The sequence below is a fragment of the Endoryza foliicola genome, assembly GCF_050589245.1.
GTDB classification, from domain to species: domain Bacteria; phylum Bacteroidota; class Bacteroidia; order Chitinophagales; family Chitinophagaceae; genus Endoryza; species Endoryza foliicola.
Genome location: NZ_JBOBEW010000002.1, coordinates 84,352 through 110,755, shown reverse-complemented (window position 1 = coordinate 110,755; position 26,404 = coordinate 84,352). Strand labels below are relative to the sequence as shown.

Annotated in this window: 12 protein-coding genes; 7 read left to right on the top strand and 5 right to left on the bottom strand. The window is 41.6% G+C overall.

Translation table 11 applies throughout. The annotated features are described in order from the left end of the window. Nucleotides 1-22 precede the first annotated feature (22 nt). Entirely contained in the window at nucleotides 23-2,524 is a 2,502-nt protein-coding gene (locus ACQ2HE_RS04435; protein ID WP_430902422.1) for a M14 family metallopeptidase, read from the bottom strand. Between the two features lie 106 nt (nucleotides 2,525-2,630). Between ACQ2HE_RS04435 and ACQ2HE_RS04430 the strand changes: the two genes are divergently transcribed. Beyond that, nucleotides 2,631-3,434 (top strand): MBL fold metallo-hydrolase, encoded by an 804-nt coding sequence (locus ACQ2HE_RS04430; protein ID WP_430897980.1) that lies wholly within the window; start codon nucleotides 2,631-2,633, stop codon nucleotides 3,432-3,434. Between the two features lie 6 nt (nucleotides 3,435-3,440). On the opposite strand, the gene ACQ2HE_RS04425 is transcribed toward ACQ2HE_RS04430, so the two are convergent. Beyond that, nucleotides 3,441-7,232, bottom strand: a complete 3,792-nt coding sequence (locus ACQ2HE_RS04425; RefSeq protein ID WP_430897982.1) for a TonB-dependent receptor domain-containing protein — start codon at nucleotides 7,230-7,232, stop codon at nucleotides 3,441-3,443. Nucleotides 7,233-7,410: 178 nt separating this feature from the next. Between ACQ2HE_RS04425 and ggt the strand changes: the two genes are divergently transcribed. Beyond that, nucleotides 7,411-9,126 carry a gamma-glutamyltransferase gene (gene ggt, locus ACQ2HE_RS04420; protein ID WP_430897984.1) on the top strand — a complete coding sequence of 572 codons (1,716 nt, stop codon included), beginning with the start codon at nucleotides 7,411-7,413 and terminating at the stop codon, nucleotides 9,124-9,126. Nucleotides 9,127-9,178: 52 nt separating this feature from the next. On the opposite strand, the gene ACQ2HE_RS04415 is transcribed toward ggt, so the two are convergent. Continuing rightward, complete coding sequence (locus ACQ2HE_RS04415) at nucleotides 9,179-9,769, bottom strand: porin family protein (protein ID WP_430897986.1); 591 nt, start codon at nucleotides 9,767-9,769, stop codon at nucleotides 9,179-9,181. Nucleotides 9,770-9,897: 128 nt separating this feature from the next. On the opposite strand from ACQ2HE_RS04415, the gene ACQ2HE_RS04410 reads away from it, so the two are divergent. Together ACQ2HE_RS04410 and ACQ2HE_RS04405 are read left to right on the top strand one after the other, a co-directional pair. Then, nucleotides 9,898-10,455: a DUF1572 family protein gene (locus ACQ2HE_RS04410; protein ID WP_430897988.1), complete on the top strand. Its 558-nt coding sequence runs from the start codon at nucleotides 9,898-9,900 to the stop codon at nucleotides 10,453-10,455. 152 nt (nucleotides 10,456-10,607) lie between these two features. Beyond that, nucleotides 10,608-15,416: a translocation/assembly module TamB domain-containing protein gene (locus tag ACQ2HE_RS04405; protein ID WP_430897990.1), complete on the top strand. Its 4,809-nt coding sequence runs from the start codon at nucleotides 10,608-10,610 to the stop codon at nucleotides 15,414-15,416. On the opposite strand, the gene ACQ2HE_RS04400 is transcribed toward ACQ2HE_RS04405, so the two are convergent. Then, nucleotides 15,413-16,606: a bifunctional 3,4-dihydroxy-2-butanone-4-phosphate synthase/GTP cyclohydrolase II gene (locus ACQ2HE_RS04400; protein ID WP_430897992.1), complete on the bottom strand. Its 1,194-nt coding sequence runs from the start codon at nucleotides 16,604-16,606 to the stop codon at nucleotides 15,413-15,415. The genes ACQ2HE_RS04405 and ACQ2HE_RS04400 overlap by 4 nt on opposite strands. A 167-nt stretch (nucleotides 16,607-16,773) precedes the next feature. Between ACQ2HE_RS04400 and ACQ2HE_RS04395 the strand changes: the two genes are divergently transcribed. Both ACQ2HE_RS04395 and ACQ2HE_RS04390 read left to right on the top strand, forming a co-directional pair. Then, nucleotides 16,774-20,046, top strand: coding sequence for a TonB-dependent receptor (locus ACQ2HE_RS04395; protein ID WP_430897993.1), 3,273 nt, complete (start codon nucleotides 16,774-16,776; stop codon nucleotides 20,044-20,046). Between the two features lie 273 nt (nucleotides 20,047-20,319). Then, nucleotides 20,320-23,577 (top strand): TonB-dependent receptor, encoded by a 3,258-nt coding sequence (locus ACQ2HE_RS04390; protein WP_430897995.1) that lies wholly within the window; start codon nucleotides 20,320-20,322, stop codon nucleotides 23,575-23,577. 902 nt (nucleotides 23,578-24,479) lie between these two features. Here ACQ2HE_RS04390 and ACQ2HE_RS04385 read toward each other — a convergent pair. Then, nucleotides 24,480-25,316: an alpha/beta hydrolase gene (locus ACQ2HE_RS04385; RefSeq protein ID WP_430897997.1), complete on the bottom strand. Its 837-nt coding sequence runs from the start codon at nucleotides 25,314-25,316 to the stop codon at nucleotides 24,480-24,482. A gap of 106 nt (nucleotides 25,317-25,422) precedes the next feature. On the opposite strand from ACQ2HE_RS04385, the gene ACQ2HE_RS04380 reads away from it, so the two are divergent. Continuing rightward, a complete protein-coding gene (locus tag ACQ2HE_RS04380) occupies nucleotides 25,423-26,376 on the top strand; it encodes an ATP-grasp domain-containing protein (protein WP_430897999.1) in 954 nt (317 codons plus the stop codon). Nucleotides 26,377-26,404 lie beyond the last annotated feature (28 nt).

Below are 26,404 nucleotides of genomic sequence, written 5' to 3'. Positions count from 1 at the left end.
TTTCACGCTATTATAACAGATTTTACTGCCCTACTAAAAACAGGGCGTTACTGAACAATAATTTACCGTTCTCCCAGAAATTTCTAAACAATACATCATCAGCTAAATACACCACAGAACCGCGTCCATATTGCTGTACGCCAAACACCATCCCTTCTTTTAATTTTTCTTTCGCCTTCACTCCAATAAATCCTGAAACATGCGCATCTTTTTTAATGACGCCTACATTCCAGTTTCCGTCTTTCATGTATTCATACAATACATCATCCTGTTTTAAGGTGTAATAGAAATTAGGGAACCCGAATCCTAAAGGATGAGAATTATCGAGTTCTACTTTGTAAATTGAACCCGGGTTGAATCCTTCCAGTGCATCACGCTCTCTATTTTCATATTTATTGATGGTTGTATCTTTTTTCTTGTCGCCAGATGATTCCTCTTTTGCTTTGATCCCCCAATCTGCTTTTGATAATGCATCAACAGCTCCTTCTAGAGCAATTATTTTTCCGCCGTTGCTTACCCACTCTTTCAAAGCATCGTTCATGGTTTTGTCGCTCAAGAAGCGGTAGCGTCCATCAGCTAATATCAGAACATTGGTTTGAGCAAGTATTCCTTTATTCAAATCGTTTACCCAAACTACGTTTACAGGATATTTCAAGGTTTGCTCCATGAAATGCCAAACTTCTCCCATTCGCAGTGATGAAACCCCATCGCCGGCTAGAAGGGTTACTTTGGGCACTTGAATGGTCACAACTTTATCGGAGCCGAGATCATATCCTTTGTCAACAAACCCAGAACGAACGGAATAGTAGTTCTGTCCTACTGAAGCTGCGGCCTCTTTAACTAAAGCTTCCAAGCCGGCTCCGAATTTTTGGTTGCTTGTTTTAGTTACAATCAAAGTTCCTTTTTCGAAACTGTTGCCGTCGATGGCAAAATCTTGTTCGGCATAACGAACTCGAACCCCTTTTTGAAGTAAGGCAGATAATGCTTGTGCGCTGTTTAAACCATTCCATTTGATGGCAAATGCAGTTGCATTGGCATCTACGGCAATGGTTTGTGCAGCTGGTGCAGTTTTACTGATCGCAGAAATATAATTCGACACCCCGTAAGCTTGCACGCCAAATACATACGGCATGGCCCAAGCTGTAATATCATACGTAGCGGAATCTGTCACACGAGTGCTGCGCTCCAATAATACTCTTGCCATATTGGAGTTTGCTTGATTCATATTCACTACCACATCTCCTGCTTCCACTTTGAATAACTCCGGTTTCCCGCTATAATAATTCGTACCTGTATATGTTGCAGCATTTACATAAGACCATTCAATGCCGTTTCTATCAAATAAAGACTTCAATCTGGCCAATCGATCGCCTTGATCTGCTTTCAACACCACCGCCTTAAATTCGCCACCGGGGCTTGTTTTGGCTTTCTCAAAATAAGTTTTGAATTCTTTGAGCAAACGAGCTTTGTTGTTTGCAGCAACTTCAATAGTACTCAAACCGGTTGTGTAGTGATGAATCAACCGATCGTATAAGGTGAGTGTATCTCCATCGGCATTGATCACAGCAGCACCACCTCTGCTATGGCCTCCTTGCTCGAAAGTCATACCAATAGCTCCTTTATAAGTTGGATAAGTATCTCCATAACTAGGATATAACAAGTCAAAGCGTTCTTTGGTAAAGAATAACCAACCGTTGGCATCAAAATACTTTGCGTGATTCTTTCCAATCATCACTTGTAATTCCCTTTGCCAAGGAGTAATTACATCATGGTAAGGTTCAGCAGCAGGTGCAAAGTAATATGGGCTATTGTATCCTTGTTCATGAAAATCAACATGTACTTGAGGATACCATTGATTGTAGCGTTGAATGCGTTGGCGGGTCTCAACCTGTGTTTGCCAAGCCCAATCGCGGTTTAAGTCGAAGTAATAATGATTAGGGCGTCCGCCGGGCCAAGGTTCGCTGTGTTCGCGAACAAAAGGCTGTGGATTGGCTGTTTTGCCAACAACACTGTTGAACCAGTTCACATAACGATCACGCCCATCCGGATTAATACAAGGGTCTATTACAACTACTACATTTTTGAGCCATTCTTTGGTCTTTGAATTATTTGGGTTCACCAATTCCCAAAGAGTCAACATGGCTGCTTCTGAACTCGAAGTTTCATTGCCATGTACATTGTAGCTCAACCAAACAATGGCGGGCGCATTTTCATTTCCTGCTTCTGAACTTTGTCCGGCTAATTTTAGATTGTTCTTGCGAATGGACTCTAATTGGGCGATGTTCTCTGCAGATGAAATAAAAGTGAGAAGCAAAGGTCTTCCTTCATTAGTTTCACCATATTGCTCCAATTTCACTGTAGTAGGATTTTGAGCAGCAACATATTTGAAATAGCTCACTACTTTGTGGTGAGCAGAATACTTGGCTCCAATTGGATAGCCTAAAAATTGTTCAGGAGATTGTTGTTGAGCCGAACCGCTAAAAAATAATGCGGTAAAACCCATTGCAAGAAGTAATCTTTTCATAATCAATGTGAATGAGCAGTGAAAGTAAGGAAAGCAAGGAAAACAAAAAAGGGATGGGGATGATATGTGGATGAGCGGTTTGTGAACAGTTTTGTAATTTTGAGCCATGAATTTGCAATTCGCCTCATTGAACTCGGGAAGTAATGGAAACTGCTACTATGTGGGTAATGAAACCGAAGCAGTGCTGATTGATGCAGGTATTTCGTTGAGGGAAATAGAGCGAAGAATGGGCCGATTAAGACTCCCCATGGAAAGGGTAAAGGCTTTGTTCATTTCTCATGAGCACTCCGACCATGTAACCGGCCTCACTGCCCTTACCCGTAAGTTCAAAATACCGGTTTTTATCACAGAAGGCACCCATTCCGCGCTTTCCCAACCGCTAGATCCGGAGTTTGTTCAAATCATCAAAGCACCTGTTTCAACCCAAATTGGAGGACTTGAAATCCATAGCTTTTCCAAGCATCACGATGCGGCTGAACCTATCAGTTTTGTGGTTTCATACGAAGAATCGTCAATGGGCGTTTTTACCGATATCGGTCACGCTTGCGCCGAAGTGAAAAAGCAGTTTAAGCGTTGCGATGCTGTTTTATTAGAAAGCAATTATTGCGACACAATGCTGGAAGAAGGTCGTTACCCGGATCATCTCAAAAGAAGAATTAGAGGTCGTCAAGGGCACCTTTCGAACGATCAAGCGCTTGAACTCTTTTTAAAACACAAAGGTAAAAATCTGCATACCTTGATCTTGGGACACCTGTCTCAAAACAACAATACTATGGACAAAGTGAGCAAGGTTTTCAACGGGCATTCTAAACGTATAGAAATTGTAGTGGCTTCCCGACATAAAGAGTCCCCGCTCTTTACAATCACTCGTAAAAAAGCGGGGACTCCCAATCAGCTTAGTCTATTCTAATATCGATTATCCTTTCACGCTGAATTCAACGCGACGGTTTTGAGCTTTTCCTGCAGCAGTCTTATTATCTGCAAGTGGTTTCTCTGAACCATATCCTGTAGCTTCCAAACGCTCTTTCTCAATACCCTTCTCAACTAAATACGCTTTTACAGCATCTGCTCTCGCTTGTGATAAGGCCAAGTTTTTCTCAGGCTTACCGGTATTATCGGTATGTCCATCGATCTTAACAGATATACGAGCAAACTTATTCATAATAGTTACCAATTCATCTAGCTCAGCTTTTGCCTGAGTGGTTAATTGAGAACTACCGGTTAAGAAGGTTACGTTTTTGGCATTGAATTTCAAGTCTTCCAAACGTGGACATCCAAAGTTTCCAACCGGACCAGCTTCATCGGGGCAACGATCGATATCATCGGCTACTCCGTCATTGTCTCTGTCAGGAATTGGGCAGCCCTCGTATTGGGCAACACCTGCTACATCTTTACATTTGTCTTTGGCATCTTCAATTCCATCTCCATCTGTGTCGGGGCAACCTCCAAAGATTTTTGCACCTGCAACATCCGGACATTTGTCTTCCGCATCAGTAACGCCATCGCCGTCTTTATCAGGGCAACCCATCATATTTTTAGGTCCTGGAACCGTAGGACATTTGTCTTTATCATCAGTAATGCCATCTCCATCAGTATCTTTTGGTTTTGGTGGAGCCGGAGGCGGTGGTGGTGGAGCAATAACTGGAGCCGGCTTTTTAACCGTTTTGCCCAGTTGGAATACGTCGATGGTTAAACGAGCGAACATGAATCTACCGTTGTAACCAAATTGGTTTCCGGGGAACAAGAATCTACCTCTGTTCGAACCATCACGACCAGCGCTGTAACCACCGGTTGTTTTGTTCACACCCAAGCTATTTGAAACAGGACTTACATAATAAATACTTGGATCATTTCTTGAGTCAACAAAAATGCGATCCGGATAAATATCAAACAAATTATTTGCACCAACTGCGATGCTCACACCCGGACTAGCTTTGTATGTTAACACCAAGTCTGTGGTCCATTTTGCACTGAAGGTTTGATCGGTACCCAATCCAACATCATTCCAATAAGCGCCGGTAGAAGCATTTCTGGAATAAGGATCTGCGGCATTTAAAGAGGTGATTTTACCAAAGCGTACTGAACGCGCCAAGATATTCCATTTACGCAAATCGTAGTTGAAAGTAATATTGATTTTGCTTTGGGGTTGCCCTACTTCAATACGTGAGCGTTGCTGACGATCGAACAAAGCTGTTTTTAGATCGTTTGCAGGGTTCTTTGTAGGATCGCTCAAGCTAGGGTTATTTGTTGCATCATCAATCACAGAGTTACTCTGGATTCCGCCGACTACTGAGTTTTTATTGAAATTTCCGGCAATCGACAAAGATGCATTACCCGCACCTAAACGGAAACGATCGGTCAATACCACATCAATTCCCTTGGTTTCAGTATTTATTGCGTTGGTCCAGAATTGCAATGCATTGATGGTTGGATCCACACCGTTTGCATTCAATATGGTGTTTACAAGGGCATTGCTTCTATTGAACTGAGATGACAACACAATGCGATCGTCAATTCTAATAAAATAGGCATCTAAGGTGAAGGTAATATTCTTTGTAAGATTTCCTACCAAGCCTGCAGTTACACTTTTAGAACGCTCCGGTTTCAATCCATCAATTCCAAATGCATTTTTTACAATTGGATTGTAGTTATTAGCTGTGAGAGCTTGGGAAGGCAATCCGTTTACGAATTGTGTAGAAGTGTTTTGGAAATAACGTTGATGCAAAGAAGGAGCTCTAAATCCAGTGCTTACCGATCCTCTTAAAGCTACCTTATTTGTAATCTCATATCGGCTTGCAATTTTCCCACTTAAATTATCGTAGTTGACTTGGAATTCATCAAAGGTTTCGTAACGCAGTGCGCCACCTAAAGTGAATTTTCGTGTTTTAAGTTCCAAGTCGCCATATGCAGCATAAATGCTTCTTTTTGCTTCCACCTGATCGGCAGGTTGAAATCCGGGGAATACTTGTGATCCGGAAACAGCGGTACCTGGAGAAAAAGTAAACAAAGAAGAAGTACCGGGATAATTCGGAATTGGATCGGGTTGGAATTGGCGTCCACCATTTGTATATGAATTCAATTCACCGGCGGCAATGTTGAAACGCTCTTCGCGGTACTCACCACCGAATGCCATATTCAGAGATTTTCCTGTACCCAACTCAAGGCTACGATTCAAATCCAAATTCAAAGTATTTTGAACAAAACGCAGTGTTCCCGCATAAAACTCAGTTTGAACATTGTTGGTAGCGGGTAAAGAAGAGTTGCCGGAATTCTTTACATCATACCGAAGTCTGTTTTCACCTTGAGTATTGCTAATATCGAAGTTCCACTCTCCCATTTTAGCATTGATACCTGCGGTTACCGTATGATCTTCTAATTCAGTATAAATTTTAGGAAGGAAGCCATCGTAATAGAAACGTTGGCCGTTTGCTAATACAGGTTGTTGGCTCCAACTGTTCGGGTTTCTACTGAAACCACCTGCGTTACCATTTCTAATGGAATAGCCAATGGTTGAATAAAAGTTTACATTAGCTGTAATAGGAATTCCAAAATTGATGAAAACGCCTTTGTTATCATTTGCCGAGTTACCAGCGATGATGTTTCTACGGTCGTATTTTCTAGAAGACACCGTTGACCTGTCTAGATCCATCAACCATCTGTAATAGTCATTGGCATTTACTCCGGAAGGAACGGCAGCAGAACCGGGAAGTGTTCCTCCATTTCCATAATAAATCAATGGAATATTGTCGAAGCCACTTCTATTGGTAGCATCTCTTTTCAAATACTGTGCGCTAACGTTCACGTAAGCACCCGACTTCCAACCCCAACCTCCCGAAATATCAACTTGACGTGTAAGTCCATCCGTAATATTTGTACCTCCGGCATAGGGCATATTGGTAAAGTTTTGACCTACCATGCTGGATACCTGAAGACCTTTGTAGTTTTTCTTGAGTACAATGTTGATTACGCCGGCAATAGCATCTGAGCCATACTGAGCGGCCGCACCGTCGCGAAGAACTTCAATTCTTTCAATGGCAGCAACGGGAATGGTGTTTAAGTCGGTACCTACAGAACCTCTTCCAACAGATCCATTAATATTTACGAGTGCGGTGTTGTGATATCGTTTTCCATTTACCAATACAAGTGTTTGATCGGGGCCTAATGAGCGCAAACCCGCAGGATCGATATGGTCTGTTCCATCTGTAACAGTTTGACGTGCACTTTGAAAAGAAGGCGCCACATACGTTAGCATTTGCGTTACGTCTGCTTGAGCAAAAGCCTTTACTTCTTTGGCGTTGATCACATCCACTGGAACCACGGTATTCAATTTACTCCTAGGTACTCTGGAGCGAGAACCGATAACCACTACATCGGTTAAATCGGAAGAAACGTTTACAGTAACATTTTGATCTACTGTTTGCCCTGCTCTAACACTAACTTGATAGCGCTGTGCAGCGGCACCTACATATGTAATAACTAGCGTGTATGTTCCGGGTTTTACTTTAAGAGAATAAGCTCCGGCAGCATCAGTAAGCGTGCCTCCTTTTTGACCTTCAATGGTCACAGAAGCGCCACTCAATACTGCGCCTTTGGAATCTGTTACAATACCTTTTACGGTACCGGTTGATTGAGCGAAAGAGACCAGACTAATTAATACAGATAAAATAACAATTCCTGCTCTTCGTAACGAGTAGAAGACATTTCTCATAAGCTGACTCAGTTTGGTTAGTTTGTTGTTTGGTCGCTCACAGAAATATTGGAGAATGGGAAGATAAGTTATTTTTCCCTATTTGGGCCTTAAAATTAATCAATTTGAAAAGATATCTTGAAAATGAAAATGGGTAAATTTGGTTGCAAATCAATAGCTTTCAATAAAATTTCCAAGCATGAGATCTTACTTCTTGTTTTTCACGGGTTTTACACTTTTAAGTAGTGCACTTTCAGCGCAAAAAGCGATAACCCCAATCCCTAAAATAGATGCCTTTCATTATACCATCGAAAAACAAATTACTTGTACTCAAGGGGCGGTAGTTTCAGCACACCCGCTTGCCAGCAAAGTAGGCGTACTGATGCTCAAGAAAGGAGGCAATGCTATTGATGCCTCCATTGCTACTCAATTAGCATTGGCGGTAGTTTATCCCGGCGCCGGAAACATCGGTGGTGGTGGATTCATGGTAGCCCGACTGGCCAATGGCAGAAACCTCACACTCGATTACCGTGAAAAAGCGCCCTCAAAAGCACATAAAGATATGTACCTGAACGACCAGGGCAACGCCATCCCAAGTTTGAGCATGGATGGTCATTTGGCTGCGGGGGTTCCCGGAACCATTGCCGGTCTTTTTGCCGCTCACAAATATGCAAAACTACCCTTCAAAACTCTTATTCAACCGGCTATTGATCTAGCCGAGAAAGGGTTTGTGATAACTGCTGCAGAAGCAAGAAGTTTGAACGGTACCAAAAACGATTTCTTACGACTCAACACCCAACCCACAGCCTTCGTAAAAGAAGGAACTTGGAAAGAAGGCGATACCTTGATTCAGAAAGAGCTGGCAGAAACATTGAAACGTATTCGCGACTTCGGTCAAAAAGGATTTTATGAAGGAAAAACGGCCGAGTTAATAGTTGCGGAAATGAACAGAGGCAAGGGTATCATTAGTTTGGAAGATCTGAAATCTTATCAAGCAAAATTCCGTGAGCCTGTAGTTTTTAATTACAAAGGTTTCGAAATATTGACCATGCCGCTTCCGAGTAGTGGCGGCATTTTACTACCTCAAATGATGAAAATGATTGCCGATAAACCTATAAAAGAATATGGCTTTCAAACCCCCGCTTCTGTTCAATTAATGGTTGAGGTTGAACGTAGAGCGTATGCCGACAGAGCGAAATTTTTAGGTGATCCTGATTTTTATAAAGTACCGGTTAAAACGCTTACCAGTGATGCTTATGCAAAAGAAAGAATGAAAGATTTCGAACCCAATAAAGCCGGCAACAGTAAAGATGTTGGAGCAGGCCAAATCAAAGAAAGTGAAGAAACGACGCATTTGAGCATTATCGATAAAGATGGCAATGCAGTAGCTGTTACAACAACGTTGAATGGAGGATACGGAAGCAGAACCGTTGTTGGAGGCGCCGGCTTCCTTCTTAACAATGAAATGGATGATTTCTCAGTTAAACCCGGAGTACCCAATATGTACGGTGCGGTAGGTGCAGAAGCCAATGCAATTACGGCCGGTAAACGAATGCTCAGTTCAATGACTCCTACCATTGTTCTGAAAAACAAAAAGGTTTACTTAGTTGCAGGTACTCCCGGTGGTACAACCATTACTACATCAGTATTTCAGACCCTCGTTAATGTACTCGAATTTGATATGAGTGCTGCTGACGCAGTGAACAAACCAAAGTTCCATCACCAATGGTTACCCGATGTAGTGTTTGTTGAAAATGATTTTAATGTAGAAACAAAGAAAGCATTGGAACAAATGGGCTATAAAATATTAAACAGAGGACAAATTGGTAGAACAGAAGTAATTAAAAGACTTCCGAATGGAAAAATTGAAGCGGTTGGAGATCGCCGGGGCGATGACCATGCTGAAGGATACTAAATAAAAGAACCCGCCTATGTGGCGGGTTCTTCTTAATATGATAACGGTACTCTTAAAACCTAAACCCAAAGCTGGCTTGAACCGAATAGTTCAATAGCCCTGTACCCGCTGGATTCGGATTCTTCACAATATTATTCAGCGCATATTGATAGCGCAATCCAACTACATATGCGCCTTCTTTTCCAAAACTGTAGTCGAATCCGGTAATTCCGGAAAGGTCTACCGATTTCAAGGTACTTTTTATGTCAGACTTGGTATCGGCAGCATCTATTTGTTTGGCGCTTAACAACAAACTCGCTTGTGGACCAACATAGAATCCTAATTTCTTTCCATGAAACTTGAATAAAGCCGGAATAGAAAAATAACTGAGATTCGTTGTAATATCATTTGATTTACCACCCAATCTGCTGTAATAAAGTTCGGGCTGAAATACTACGCGCTCACTCAATGGAATTTCGCGGAATAAGCCTACCACCGCGCCAATTTTGAAATTTGAATAACTAGAGCTGGTAACGCCTTTTATCCTTAAGGCTGAGTAGTTCAATCCTACTTTAAACCCTGTCCTCTTTTTAGATGAATACTGTGCGTTTGCTGTAGAACAAAGAGCAAAAACAATTAGTATAAGCATACTAACTTTTCTCATGTGCGATGTTTTTAGTTTTGGTAATCTGACACCTAAAATAAAGGTTATAGGCTAAAATATGAATTTTTTAAGGAATTAATTGAACCTTACCCACTATCCTTGGATACCTTTGTGAAAACTATTGATAAATGAATTTAACTCCGGGAGAAGCTTTTCTCCAAACTGCTATCAAACGATTGAAATACTATAAAAGCCTGGGAGATAAAACGTTCAGTCAATTAGATCCGAACGACTTTCATTTTACTCCCGATGCTGAGTCCAATAGCATCGCCGTAATTATCCAACATATTTGGGGAAATATGATGAGTAGGTGGACAGATGTTTTGAACTCCGATGGAGAAAAACCATGGCGAGAAAGGGACCTAGAGTTTGTAGAAAGGAAACTACCCTCAGCCGAGCTGCTAAATCTATGGGAAGAGGGTTGGCAATGCTTTCTCGGTGCACTTGAATCTTTCAAGGAAGAAGACCTCGTCAAAACAATTACCATTCGAGAAGAATCGCTCAGTTTGATCGATGCCATCAACCGCCAACTAGCCCACTACCCTTATCATATAGGCCAAATCGTTTTTATAGGCAAAATGATAAAACAAGCTAAATGGAGAAGTCTTTCCATCCCTAAAGGGCAATCTCAACAATACAATCAAAGTCCGGAAATAAAGGATCCGGCAAAGAAATTCGAGAAATAACAGAGAATTTGCCAAAATACTCCAAAATTTGGGTGCCTTTCTTTCGGAATTCGCCCTTGGTATTGTATTTGCACAGCTAGAATATACCTAATTTTGCCAATAATTCCCTGATTCTGAAACGTCTGATTAAAATAGCCCGTACAACCCTGCTGGTGCTTTTAGCACTGGTGATTTTGCTATGGCTATTACTTCAAACAAGTTTTGTTCAAACCTGGTTGGTAAATAAGATCGCTTCCAACCTTTCCAAAGAGCTCAACACTACCATTTCCATTAAAAAAGTTGATTTCAGTTTTTTCGACAATCTTCACCTCCAAGGAGTATTAGTAAACGACCAACAAAAAGACAGCCTCTTATATGCAGGTGAAATTAAAGTATCGTTAACCGATTGGTTTTTTCTTAAAGACAAAATTGTTATCCATCAATTTGCACTAAGCAATGCAAAAATTCACTTGAAGCGTACCGGACCAAAGTGGAATTATCAATTCTTATCCGACTATTTCTCAGGTGGCACCAGCGACTCAACCAAAAAAGCCATTGAACTAGCGGTTGAAAAAGTAGAGCTGGATCAAATTCAGTTTTTCCAAGAAGATAAATGGAGAGGAGAAGATCAACATATTGCGCTCTCCCATTTGCAATTGAATGCCGACCTATTTGATCTAAAAAAGAAAAGCATTCATATAAGCTCAATCAATTTAAAGCAACCCTATTTCGGTATTGAAAATTATGATGGCAACCGCCCCGATTCACTTCGACCAAAAGACATACCGTTTACCGGTAAAAACGATAGCAACCATTTAAGATGGAATCCGGGTAAATGGAGTATAAAAATTGATGGCCTTACCATTCAGGAAGGTCGTTTCACTTCCGATATCAGAGGTTACGAACCATACAGTGAAGGATTTGATCCCAACCACATTGAATTCAAAAAAATTCAAGGTCAATTCAAAAACATTGTGTTGGTCAACGACTCCATCAAGGCAAAAGTTGCCATGAGTACTTACGAAAAAGGGGGGCTCGATGTAAGAACCTTGAATGCGAATATTCGTTTTCATCCGGAAGCGATGGAGTTCCGTCAGCTCGATTTACGCACACCGCAAACAAGGTTACACGATTACTTCGCTATGAAGTACAAAACATTTGACGACCTCGCTTACTTTGTTTCTCGCGTTACTATGGAAGGAGATTTCAACAAATCAGTATTGCATAGTTCAGATATTGCACACTTTGCTCCTGCCTTGAAATCATGGAATACGCATATCACCATTGACGGAAAGATAAAAGGTACTGTAGAAAATTTAAGCGCAAAAAATCTTGTGATAACCGCGGGTAATAACACCTATTTAAATGGCGACATCAAATTAAACGGTTTACCAGACATCAATTCTACATTCATCGATTTTGATGCAAATGAATTTCGAACAACCTATCTCGATGCCGTTACTTTATTGCCTGTTATAAAGACCATTCAGCAACCCCGTTTAGATTTACTTCAATACATTCGATTCAAAGGAAATTTCAGTGGCTTTATCAATAATTTTGTAACCTACGGCGCAATTGAAACAAATCTGGGAACACTGGTAAGTGACTTGAACATGAAGTTCCCGGCAAAAGCCAATACAATTTATAAAGGTACTTTACAAACCTCCAATTTTGACTTAGGAACTTTCATCGATGTTCCGCAACTTTCTTCAATTGCGTTCAAAGGGAAAGTGAATGGATCGGGAATTCAACTTAAAACGATCAATGCAGAATTGGATGGCGAAGTGAGTTCGCTTTCTTTTAATAGTTACGATTACAAAAACATTAAGATCAACGGCACTGTTTCTCAAAAACTTTTCAATGGTCGTTTTTCTTCCGATGATCCCAACTTTAAAGCTAACTTGGATGGATTGATTGATTTCAGCAAGGCAATTCCTCGCTTTGATTTTGAGGCAAGTATTGCAAACATTGATCTACGCAAAACAAATATTACCCCCAACGATATTCAGTTCTCCGGAAATTTCAGATTCGATTTCACCGGCAACAACATCGACAATTTTTTAGGTACGGCTAAAGTGTACGATGCCAGCCTTTATCATAAAGGACTTCGATTGCCTTTCGATTCCTTAGTAATGGAATCGTCAGTAATTGAAAACAATAAAAGCATTACTGTATTAAGCAATGAATTCGATGCTGCATTGGCCGGAGAATTCAGCATCCTCGCGTTGCCGGATGCTTTCCAAACCTTTCTCAATAAATACTATCCAAGCTATATCAAGCCTTCCAAAGCTGCTCTAAAAAATGAAAACTTCAGCTTTGTTATTTCAACTAAGAATGTACAGGATTATTTAAACATCTTCCCCTACGAATTAAAAGGATTCAACTACAGTACTTTTACAGGTCGAATTAATGATAAAGAAAATTTGTTGGACCTCAATGCAGAAGTACCTCAGTTCAGTTATAAAAACATTTCATTTTACGACCTTAATTTGAAAGGGGCAGGTACACTCTCCGACCTTTCGGTAGAAACGAAAATTGGAGACGTTTACATCAACGACAGCTTGCACTTTCCCGGCACTTCATTGAACATCGATTCGAGAAATGATACTTCGCTCGTTAAAATTATCACCAGTGCGAATCAAACTTTGAATGCGGCTAACTTGTCCGCCCAAGTTGTAACCAAACCGCGAGGAGTAAGTATCCTCTTCAATGAATCTAATTTCGATATCAATGGTAAAAGTTGGGTAATCGATAAAAATGGGCTTCTGGTACTCACACCTGACTTGGTAGAAGCAGAAAAGGTTCGAATCTATAATGGACAACAATCTATCTCAATTACCACCGAGCCCTCTGATATAGGCAATACCAATGACATCAAAATCGACCTTCAAAAAATAAATATCGGGGATTTTAGCCCTTATTTTATTAGAAGCAACCGACTCGAAGGATTGCTGAGCGCCAATGTTGCAGTGGCCGATCCATTTGGAAATTTACATGTAGACATGGATGGGGATGTAGAACAGTTTCGCTTAGATGATGACTCTGTTGGTAATATTGTGTTGAGCAGCAACTATAACAAAAAACAAAAGAAAGTAAACTTCAAAGGTATTTCTGACAATCAAAACTATCGATTTGATGTCAGTGGTTTCTATCAAATTGCTGACAGTGCCGGAAAAGACAATCTTGATTTGCTTGCCGATGTAAAGAGAACTAAAGTAGACTTGCTTGAACAATACTTAGTTGATGTATTTTCTAAAGTGCGGGGCAATGCTTATGGTCAACTGCGCATTGTGGGCCCCACCAATGCCCTTAAATACATAGGTGAAGCAACCATGGAAAATGATACACTTACAGTGGGCTATACCAATGTTTCGTACATAGTTCCAAAGGCTAACGTTATTTTCAAAGACGACCGAATTGATTTTGGTAGTTTCTATATCAAAGATAGCTTGGGCAACACCGGACAACTTTCAAAAGGTGTATTGCGCCACGAAAGTTTTGGAGATATGGATTTCGACTTCTCTTTGAATACCGGTAAATTATTAGTGCTCAATACTTCGAAACGAACCGATGAAGCCTATTATGGTAAAGTGATTGCCAAAGCGAACATGACACTCACCGGCCCTGTTGACAATATGGTAATGAACATCAAAGGTCAACCTGCCGATTCTTCTTCCTTTTTTATCAGAAGTGAATACGGCAAAGAGAGTGGACAGGCCGATTTTATCGTTTGGAAAACATATGGTAAGGAAATGCAAGAGCGGGAAACCAGCAGAAAAAGCAAACTCACGATCAACCTCGATATCTCGGCCAACAACTATGCGAAAATGAATGTGATCATGGACGAGTTAACCAATGATATTATGAGCACCATCGGTCATGGGAATTTGAGAATGAGAGCCAGCACCACCGGCGAATTTAGCTTAACCGGTCAATACGATATTGATAGAGGCGATTACAATTTCAACTTCCAAACACTGTTTAGAAAACCATTTAAGCTAGTGCCCGACGCAGGAAGTTATATTCGTTGGAATGGCGATCCTTTTGATGCCGATATGAAAGTGGCTGCCGAATACGAAGCAGACAATGTGAAGTTCAGTGATTTGGGCGACCGTCTGTATTTACAAACAGGTGGTGATATCGACTATATTAAAAAGTACAGAGGGAAAGTAAAAGTACTGGCAAATTTGTCGGGTAAACTGATGGAACCTGCTATTAAGTTCAATTTGGAAATGCCTCAAAACAGTCCGCTTAAAAACGACCCACTAGTAATTAATTTGCTACGTCAAATTCAAAACGATGAAAATGAATTGAACAAGCAAGTAGCCTTCCTGATCATCTTTAATAGCTTTGGTCCGCTTTCCAGTTCATCGCAGAGCGGATTGGGTGGGCAAGCCGTGGAGGGTATCGTTACAGGAAGCATTTCAAGCTTTATATCAGCAGCATTGAACAAGCAATTCTCTTCCATCGTTCAAAAAGTATTCAATGACCCCAGCATAAAAGTAAACTTCAATGCGCAAGTGTACAACGGAGCTTATCTATTGAATAACAATGCCGGAGGTTTCAACCTCGATCGTACCAATTTAAATCTTTCACTTGCTAAGAGTTTGTTCAATGAGCGACTCACGTTCACGTTTGGAAGTGCATTGGACTTTGGAATAACAGCCACCCAAGCTAGAAGCACCACTATGCAATTCCTACCTGATATTGCAGCCGAATGGAAATTACGCCCCGATGGTAAACTGCTTTTAACTTTCTTCTATAGAGATTCTTACAATTATCAATCTGCTAACGGCAAACAAAACCGTTCAGGTGCCGGTATTTCTTACCGCAAAGACTTTGAACAATTCAGCGATCTTTGGAAAGGAGAAAAGAAGAAGAAAAAGAAATCCTCTCCCCCTGCGAACGAAGACAGTACTGTAAACAAAGCAGCACCCGTTACTACAAGAAGAGAGGACGATGAACAGCCTGAGGAATTTTAGAGGTTGTGCCCCATTTTATCCCTCTTGGTATTCAAATATTTTTCGTTGTGAGGATTTGGAGCAATTTTTACAGGCACACAATCTGTTACTTCCAAGCCATAACCCAACAAACCTGCTCTTTTCTTAGGATTGTTACTAATGAGTTTCAATTTAGTGATTCCCAAATAACGTAAGATTTGAGCTCCTACTCCATAATCGCGTTTGTCCATCGGAAAACCCAAGTGTAAATTGGCCTCTACAGTATCGAATCCATTTTCTTGGAGTTTATAAGCTTTCAACTTGTTTAGCAAGCCGATTCCTCTCCCCTCTTGATTCATGTATAGAATCACCCCCTTTCCTTCTTTTTCTACTAATTGCATGGCGGCATGTAGTTGATCGCCACAGTCGCAACGCAGTGAACCTAAGATATCACCCGTAAAGCAGGATGAGTGGACGCGAACTAAAACGGGCTCATCTTTATCCCACTCTCCTTTTATAAGGGCCAAGTGTTCGTTCGAAGTATTTTTCTCTCTAAACGCGATCAATTTGAAATCACCCCAAATAGTAGGCATATCCACCCTCACAACTTCCTCAATTAGAGAGTCGGTTTTGAGTCGGTATTCGATCAAATCTTTGATCGAGATGATTTTGAGATCGAATTTTTTGGCAATTTCCATACACTCAGGAAGGCGGGCCATGGTACCGTCTTCGTTCATAATTTCCACCAAAACTCCGGCGGGCTCATAACCTGCGAGCCGGGCAAGGTCAATTGTTGCCTCAGTGTGACCCGCACGTCTCAAAACACCCCCTTTTTTGGCTCTAAGTGGGAAAATATGTCCGGGACGGCCCAAATCTTCGGGTTTTGTGGCGGGATCGATCAGGGCTTGGATGGTTTTTGCCCGATCATGAGCAGAAATACCGGTGGTACAACCATGTCCTAATAAATCAATGGAAACGGTAAAGGCCGTTTCATGAAGAGCAGTATTATTATTAACCATTAGGTCGAGTTTCAGCTCGTCGCAACGGTCTTCGAGCAAGGGCGCGCAAATTAAACCACGGCCGTATTTGCTCATAAAATTGATCATTTCGGGCGTTACGTGGTGGGCTGCACCAATGAAATCTCCTTCATTTTCACGGTCTTCATCGTCAACCACAATAATCAGCTTCCCCTTTTTAATGTCTTCTATGGCACTTTCAATACTATCGAGCATGTTCAAAATTTTGGCAAAGTTAGCCAATTTCGGGGGTCCATTACACCAATTTCCGTATTCCGAAAACCGGGAGAAAAAGGGGGGAATTAGGGGGGTAACTCTTTTTAATTTAGTTTCCTATATTTATATATAAATTGCTTTCTTTGTATCGCTAAAACAAAACTGATATGCTTAAGAGAATTGTACGCCTTATGCTGGCGTTATTGGTATTCCCTCTTGCCATGTACTCTCAGGAAACCAATAGTAGCATAAGTGGGGTAGTTAAGACATCAAAGGGAGAGCCATTAGTTGGCGCTACGATTACTGCCACTCACGTTCCCACCGGTACCGTTTACCGTGTAGCCACACGCACTGGCGGTCGTTACAACATTTACAATTTACGTCCCGGAGGTCCTTACACTATTGTTGTTAGTTTCGTAGGATTCAATGACGAAAAGAAAGAGGATATTTTCCTTAGCCTTGGAGAAAATTCTAGCCAAGAGTTTTCATTGAAGGATAAGTCAACCAATCTTACCGAGGTAACCGTTGTTCAACGTCGTACAGTTAGCTCCGGCAAAGGAGGTACTGAAACTAGTATCGGCCGCGATAAAATGGCCAATTTGCCCAACGTAGGTCGTGGTTTGAACGACTACTTGAAATACACGCCACAAGTAAAGATCACCGGTGATGGTGGTGTTTCCTTCGTTGGTCAAAACAACCGTTACAACTCCTTCTTCATTGATGGATCGAACAATACCGATATCTTCGGTTTGGCGGCTTCCGGTACAAACGGGGGTCAAGCAGGTGTAGCTCCAATTTCAATTGATGCGATCGACCAGATCCAAGTGATCTTGTCTCCTTTCGATGCACAGTTTGGTAACTTTACCGGAGGTGCTATCAATGCCGTTACAAAGAGTGGTACCAATCAAATTCAAGCATCTGCTTGGACTTTTTATAGAAACCAAAGCATTACAGGTAAATCTCCTGTTCCCGTTGCGAAAGCTGGTTTTCCAAATGTTTATGAAAGAACACGTGTTCCAAACTTTGAAAATAAAACCTACGGTATTCGTGTAGGGGGGCCAATCGTAAAGAATAAGTTGTTCTACTTCTTCTTGGCAGAATGGCAAAGAGACCAACGTCCTCAACCTTTCAACTATGCAGATTACCGTGGCACTACCAGTCAAGCCGGTGTAGAAGCCTTGGGTAGTTATTTGAAAACTACTTACGGATACGATCCCGGTGGTTTCTTGAACAACCCCGAATTGGTAAATGCTGATCGTATCAATACTAAAATTGATTGGAACATCAACGATAACAATCGCTTGTCTGTTTCTTATCGTTATAATAAGGGCCTTCGCTACAATACTTCTACAAGTAGCAGCACAACAATCAACTTCTATAACAACGGTTATATATTCCCGAACAGAACCAGTTCTTTAAGTGCAGAGTTGAAATCAACACTGAAGAACAATACCAATAACCGTTTATTGGTAACTTATACAGATGAGCTAGACGACCGTGGGCCTCTTGGTCAAGCCTTCCCTCGCGTAAGTATTTTCGACGGATCCGGTACCATTGTATTCGGTACAGAAAACTTCTCTGCAGCCAACTTGTTGAAAGCAAAGAACCTTACCATTTTTGATGCCTTGAAATTTTACAGAGGCAATCATGTAATGTCTATAGGTACCGACAATGAGTTCAACGACGCTTTAAATACATTTATCCGCGACAACTTCGGAACATATCAGTTTAACTCGCTTGCCGATTTCTACAGCGGAGCAAGACCAAGAACCTATTCTAGATCTTTCTCTTTGGTAGATGGAGCAACAGGTGACAACACCAATGCTGCGGCTAAATTCAGAACCCTTCGTATGGGCTTCTTCTTTACTGATGAAGTGAAAGTAAACGAGAATTTCTCATTGGTTTTAGGTATCCGTGCTGATAGAACAGAGTTGTTAACTAAGCCATTAACCGATAAGTTCTTTAATGACACGGCTATTGGAAAAATTTCTCAATACTATGATTTGAAAGGAGCTCGTTCCGGTCAAACCATGGATGCCCGTTGGATGATCTCTCCGAGAGTTGGCTTTACTTATCGTATACCTGAAGAAGGAATGGTTATTAGAGGTGGTATGGGTGTGTTTGCCGGTCGTGTTCCTTTAGTATGGCCCGGTGGTATCTACAACAACAACGGAGTATCTGTTGGTGGTGTACAATTTACAACTCAAGCAACCACTCCTGCTTTCAATGCCGATCCTTTCAACCAGCCTACTGCAGCTCAGTTGGGTCAAAATATCAGCAACTCACGTGGTCAAATTGACTTGGTTGCGAAAAACTTCCGCCTTCCAACGGTATTCCGTGCTTCTTTGGCAATGGATAAGCGTTTAGGAAACGGATGGACCTTTACTACAGAAGCGGTATTCACTAAGAACATTTGGGAGATCGAATATACCAACGTGAACATTGTTCCTCCAATTGGTAAATCAAACACGCCTGATTCAAGAAACGTGTACAGCTTAACATCACCTGTACGCATTCCAATGACTGCAACTGGCGCAAACCCTTACCCTGGGAATATCTTCTTGTTGAGCAACAACACTGGAAGAAGAGGTTATTCTTATTCATTAACCTTTACTTTGGATAAGGCATTTAGAAATGGATTCGCATTCAATGCAAACTATACTTTCGGAAGTTCAGTTTCATTGAACGAAGGAACCAGCTCTCAGAACAACTCTCAATGGCGTTTCATGGAAACCGTTAATGGAAGAAACTACATGGAGTTAAGCACTTCTGATTTTGATCTGGGGCATAGAATCAATGCTTTCGTAAGCAAGGAGTTCACATACGCTCATAAATCAATGGCAACTGTTATTTCATTGGTTTACAACGGTCAGAGCGGAAGCCCTTTCAGTTATGTTTACAGAAACAGCCCTGTAGTTGACCAAGCCACAGGTGAAACCAATGATTTGATCTACATCCCTACTGCAACAGAACTTCAAAACATGACTTTCTTGTCTAATACAGTTGGTGGTGTTACTTATACGCCTCAACAGCAAAAAGACATGTATGAAGCCTATATTCAAGGTGACAAATACTTGAAGAAGAACCGTGGCAGATTTGCGGAAAGAAATGGTGCTCGCTTGCCATTTACAAATAACCTCGACATCAAATTGGAGCAAAAATTCTTTGTGAAAATGGCGGGAAGAAAATACACGTTGAGTCTTACTTACGATGTATATAACTTCACAAACATGTTGAACAAAGATTGGGGAAGAACCTGGTTCTTGAGCAACGACCAATTTGCAGTTGTAAACTTTGCAGGTTATGTAAGTGCTGCTAACTTAACCCCTCAATACCGTTTCAGCCCTGTGGTTGGAAAGCCTTGGGGAGTAAGTACTTCACTCACACCCGGTTACACGGCTAGATGGATCAGCCAATTGGGTATCCGCCTAAGCTTCTAATTATCAATTAGTAACAATACGAAAGAACCCCGTCTCACGAAATATGAGACGGGGTTCTTTATTTTATTATTTACTTATGTGAAAAAAAGGTTAAATATGAGGATTTCCCTTACCTTTGCGTCCTGAAATTCAATTTCCCCTGATACTCTCTCTGCCTTGTTCTATTCCTAACGCTTGCGACATTTGAAAAAGTTAATGGTTTGGTAACTTTTGTTACTCTTACCTACGCACTATTCGTTTTTTCTTTGCAAACTAAAATAGCGTGATTTAATTATGAGAAAAATTGTTTCCTTACTATTAGTGATCCTTTCTACAGGGTTTCTGTTCAAAGGATTTGCTCAAGAAACCACGGCCGAAATTCAAGGCCAGGTTAAAGATGAAAAAGGAGCCGGATTATCAGGTGCAACCGTGCAAGCGATTCACACTCCTACCGGAACCAGTTATTACACAACCACTCGTAAAGACGGTCGTTTCAACCTCCCTAACTTACGTGTAGGTGGTCCTTACCAAGTAAAAGTTTCTTATGTTGGCTACAAAGACGATGTACAAAACGATGTATTCTTGACCTTAGGTCAGGTATTCAAAGCAGACGTACAATTGGCTACCACTTCTACTAACTTAAGTGAAGTAGTAGTAGCTGCAAAGAAATCAGACAAAGTATTTAACAAAGGTAGAACCGGTTCTGCGGAGGTAATTAGCCGTACTCAAATCGATCGTTTACCAACTATCAACAGAAGTATCAACGACTTTACTCGTCTTACTCCTACTGCCAACAGTAACTCTGTTTACGGTACAAGTAGTTTTGCGGGTCGTGCCAACTCTTACAACAACCTTACTGTGAACGGTGCTTCTTTCAACAACACCTTCGGTTTGGCTGCAGGTTTGGGTGGACAAACCAACTCTCAACCAATCAGTATCGATGCGCTTGAGCAAATTCAAGTAAACATCGCTCCTTACGATGTTACCTTGGGTAACTTCACTGGTGCAGGTATCAACTCTGTAACAAAGAGTGGTACAAACGAGATCAAAGCAACCATTTACAACTTCAGCAAAGGACCGGATTATACTGGTCGTCGTGTAGGTATCACTGAAATTGCGAAACAACAGTTCGATTTCAAAAACCGTGGTGTATCAATTGGTGGACCTATCGTTAAAAACAAATTGTTCTTCTTCGTTAGTGGTGAGCAAGAGCGCGTAAGCACTCCTGCAACCAGTTTCGTAGCAAGCCGCAATGGTTCTTCAGGTACAGGTATTTCTCAAGCTAAAGCTGAAGACTTAGATGCACTTTCTGATTTCTTGAAACAGAAGTTCAACTACAATACAGGTTCATACGAGAACTACAACTATGAAACGTATAGTGATAAGTTGACTGCTCGTATCGACTGGAACATCAACAAGAAGAATACTTTCAACGTTAACTATTACTACCTAAAATCATACCGCAACGTAGCTCCAAGTAACAGTGGTGCTTCTGCAAACGGTCGTTCTGCGAGCTTAACCGGTATGCCTTTCTTCTCTTCTTCTTATATCATTAATAACAACTTCAATATTTTGATCGCTGAGTTGAACACGCGTTTCTCTAACAGTGTATCAAACAAATTGCAAGTGGGTTACAACCAATTGCGTGACTTCCGTAGCAGCCCGGGTGGTATCTTCCCATTGGTGGATATCGAAAACGGTGCCGGATCTATGTTCACTTCGTTTGGTTACGAGCCTTTCACCGCTTTCAATAAATTGGACACCGACACTTGGCAGTTCAACGACGTGTTAACGGTAAACAAAGGTTCTCACAACATTACCATCGGTACTCAGAACACAGCTAACAAATTCAGAAACGGTTTTGCTCCAAACTACTATGGATTCTATCGTTTCGCTTCATTGGCTGATTTCTACAATAGTGTAAACAACGGAACAGCGAACGCTACTCGTTATGAATTGCGTTACTCTGCTCGTAAGAACGGTGAGTTCCCTTATGCTGAAGTATCAACTTTTACGTTAGGTTTCTTCGCGCAAGACAAATGGACTGTTACACCTAATTTCACTTTAACATACGGTATCCGTATCGACGCTCCTTTCTTCAAGCAAAACTTCATTGCTAACACCAATGCAGATGCGCTTACTTTCCGTTATGGTACGAAAATTCAAACCGGAAAAGCTCCGAAGAATTCTGAGTTGATCAGCCCACGTTTAGGTTTCAACTGGGATGTTAAAGGCGACAAAACTACTCAAGTACGCGGTGGTACAGGTATCTTCGCTGGTGCTCCTCCTTATGTTTGGATCAGCAACCAAGCTAGTAACAATGGTGTTGACTTCGGTTCTTTCGTAAGAACAACCGGTGTTGCTTTCAGTCCTGATATCAATGCTTACCGTCCAACCAACGGTGCAGCAAATACTTCATATAACTTGGCTGTAACTGAGGAAAACTTCAAATTCCCTCAAATCTGGAGAAGTAACTTGGCCATTGACCAAAAACTTCCTTACGACATCGTAGCTACATTGGAAGGTTTGTATACAAAAGACATCAATGCTGTATACCATCAGAACATCAACCTTCCAACAGGTGGAACTCCTTTGGCTGGACCTGATGCTCGTTACCGTTATACTTCTTCTCAAATTTACAGTGGTGCAGGTGGTGCTTCTGCAACCAACCCTAACATCTCTGATGCTATTTTGATGAGAAATACCAACCAAGGATATTCTTACAACCTTACTTTGCAATTGCAACGTAACGTGAAGAATCTTTATACCATGTTGGCTTATACTTATGGAAAGAGCAAGAGTGTAAACGATGGTGGTTCTATTGCACAAAGTATTTGGAGAGACCGTCCTGTTAGTGGTGATCCAAACTTGGATGTAATGTCTTATTCAAACTTCTACCAACCTCACCGTGTAGTAGCTGCTGCTTTCTACCGTTTTGAATACAAGAAATACTTCGGTACTTCTATCGGTTTCACTTTCGAAGCTGCAAACGGTGGTACATCTAGCTATGTTTACAATGGAGATTTGAACAATGATGGTTTAACTGCAAACGATTTGATCTACGTTCCAAAAACTTCATCAGACATCGTATTAGAAGGTGTTAACGGTTCTGATACTCGTACTGCTGCTGTTATTTGGGGACAATTGAACAGCTATATCAACCAAGATCCTTATTTGAGCACAAGAAGAGGTCAGTACGCTGAGCGTAATGGTTTGTTGCTTCCTTTCTACAAGCGTTTGGACTTGAACCTTTCTCAGGACTTCGCAATGAATGTTAAAGGAAAGAAGAACACTCTTCGCTTATCATTGGATATCTTCAACTTTGGTAACTTCTTAAATAAGTACTGGGGAACTTTCAAAATCCCTTACCGTACTGCTTTGTTGAACTTCAAGCGTGTTGAAACAACAGGAGCAAACGCCGGTAAGCCAGTATTCAGCTTCCCTTACTTGGATGCTACCAACCAAATTCCGATGACACAAACGTTCCAAAACTCTACCAGCCAGAACTCAAGATGGCAGATGCAGTTTGGAATCCGCTACATCTTCAACTAATTTAGTTGCAAAGGATAAAGAAAGGGGACTTGCGAGAGCAGGTCCCTTTTTTATTTGGGAGCCACGGGGAACAGCCGAAACGCAAAGGATAATGGTCTTAGGTTGAAGAGGCTGTTATTACTTTAAGTTTTTAGCAGCTTGGAATTCGGAGAGTCGTTTACTTAAGGACGCAAAGGCCGCTGCGCGGGGGAATACAGGAGAGAGCAAGAATTTCTTTTTAAAGAATTCATTTCATTCAGTGCCCACTTTGCGCTGGCCGAAGGCCTCCTTCCGGCGAAGCCCAACTAAACACAGGGTGCTGCACTCGAGACAACTAAAACTTTGCGTTAAAATGTATTGCACTCCCGCGGAGCGGGAACAGCCGAAACGCAAAGGATAATGGTCTTAGGTTGAAGAGGCTGTAATTACTTTAAGTTTTTGGCAGCTTGGAATTCGGAGAGTCGTTTACTGGAGACGCAGAGCCGCTCCGCGGGGGAATACAGGAGAGAGGAAACGAGGATAAGAAGAACGAGGAAATACAGAGAAAGAACAGAGGCGCTGCGAAACCGCCGCGATCGCTGCGCCGCTGCGGTTCAAAAAACTTCGCGACTCCTTCGCGGTCTTGGCGCACTCTGCGGTGAATGTATTTTAACGCAAATGAATGGTGGTTGGAGTGGTTGGGGTTACTTTAAGTTTTGGAGAGATTGATTTTCGAAGAGTCGTTTACTTAAGAACGCAAAGCCGCTCCGCGGGGGGATGCGGAACCACGAAGGCTCGGAGGCTCGGAGGTTTTTCTTGTAAAAGGGATGGTTCAATTGCTGTATTTCATCAACTAATTCTCACCCCCAAAAAAAAATTATTAATTAGAGGCTGTCCCGTCTCCTCTCTTCCTCATTTCCTCACTTCCTCGTCTCCTCTCTTCCTCATCTCCCCCATCCCCATCTCAAAAAAAACGGCAATGACCTTGCCCAAGTAGGTACATCGTGTTTTCCATCGGGTAGTTGGAGATAGCTGAAATCCGGGCCCTCTAGATAGCCCTTTTTCAAAAGTTCACGTAAGAGGTCGATGGTATCGTCAATACTGTCGATCACACCATTATTGTTACGATCTTCTTTTTCATCGAGTTCACCGCATTCGAAAAAGAAGCGGAGCCCTTGTTTTTTTGAGGAATTTCGAATTTGCTGATGCATCATTCGAGAGCTATTTTCATTAAACTCGCGGTCGGTTTTATCTTTTGATCGCCACCAAAGTGAACCGGAAAATACGCCTACTTTTTTGAATAGGTCGGGATTGTTCCATGCTAAATCTAGGGCGTTAAGACCACCTAGAGAGAACCCTCCAATCGCAGTTTCCTTTACAGTGATCCCTTCTAAATAATGGCGATAAATTTCGGGGAGCAATTCCTCCAATAAGAAATGTTGGTACTCGCCTGCTTTCGCCCCCCTTCCTTTAAAATCGGGACCTACAGTCATACCATATTCTTGAATTCTTTCCGGACCGCAATGAACGCCTACGCAAACAAGTGGTTGTAGTTGGAGACGATCGTATAAACCCTCCAAAATCTCTTCAAAATGCATGGTTACTAGATCTTGACCGTCATTAAAAATCACCATACTGGCCAAATTAAGGTCAAATCGGGGCATATAGAGGTCTACCTGAACTTCTCGGTTTAAATGGGTAGAATGAAGCGTAAAAGTCTCCACTTTCACATGGGGTAACTGGGCAACTAACATAGCTGAAACGGGCGATATTTTTGGCAAAGAAACAGGATTCAAACCGAAAACAATCTTTTGTTTTTTAGGCGGCTAAAAGATATATTTGGATAGAGGCAAAAGCCTACTATTCTTATTCTTAAAATTACTGCAGATGAAAAAAATTGGAGTGCTTTTCGGTAAAGAACGCTCATTTCCCAATGCGTTAATTGAGCGAATCAATAGCAAAAAAATTGAAGGAATTTCTGCTGAAGCAGTTAGAATTGATAAAGTAATACAAGGAGATGCCGGAGATTATGCGGTGATCATTGATCGAATTTCACAAGACGTTCCTTTCTATCGTGCATTTTTAAAGGATGCGGCTATCTGCGGTACTGCAGTCATCAACAATCCATTTTGGTGGAGTGCCGATGAAAAATTCTTCAATAACTGTTTAGCCGTAAAAATTGGCGTACCGGTTCCTAAAACAGTGATCCTTCCTTCTAGAGATTTACCCGACGATACCTCTGAAGAGTCGTTTAGCAATCTCTCTTACCCGCTCGATTGGGAAGGCATCTTCAACTATGTAGGATTTCCTGCTTACATGAAACCATTTGCCGGAGGCGGATGGAAGAACGTTTATAAGTTAACGAACATGGAAGACTTCTTCCAAAAGCACGGCGAAACCGGACAATTGGTAATGTTGCTTCAAGAAGAAATCATATTCGACGAGTATTACCGTTGTTACTGCATTGGTGGCAAACATGTTCGGATCATGCCCTATGAACCCAGAAATCCGCATCATTTGCGTTATGTGAGTGATTTCACACCAAGCCCAGAACGCTTGAAACTGATGGAAGATATTGTACTTCGAATCAACAAATACCTAGGATACGATTTCAATACAGTGGAATTGGCTATAAGAGACGGCGTTCCCTATGCCATCGATTTCTGTAACCCTGCACCGGATGCCGACCGCAACAGTGTGGGTGAAGAAAATTTCAATTGGGTGGTTGAAACAGCCGCAAACTATGCCATTGAAAGAGCGCAACACCAGGAACCCGGAAGAGACAATCTTACTTGGGGAGAATACATTAAGCGTGGTGCCGCCAAACAACCATTAATTTAAATACCAATACTTATCCTGTGAATGCGCA